The organism is Idiomarina sp. UBA4206 (assembly GCF_002383015.1).
GTDB classification, from domain to species: Bacteria; Pseudomonadota; Gammaproteobacteria; order Enterobacterales; family Alteromonadaceae; genus Idiomarina; species Idiomarina abyssalis.
In genome coordinates this window covers 13,999-14,223 of the sequence record NZ_DFTS01000057.1, presented here as the reverse complement: position 1 = coordinate 14,223, position 225 = coordinate 13,999, and positions in this window count along the sequence as shown.

Below are 225 nucleotides of genomic sequence, written 5' to 3'. Positions count from 1 at the left end.
GGCATTATTGACCCGGCACAAACGCGCGAAGTTCTGGCACTAAGCCTTGCCGCTTCATTAAATGCACCGATTGAAGACAGCCGTTTCGGCGTCTTCCGCATGTAATCGGAGGTTATTAACCATGGCAAAATACACAGAGCTTGATATCAACAGCCAAGGCGTTGCAACGCTGACGTTAAACCGCCCGGATGTTCACAACGCTTTTGACGATGTGATGATTGCGGA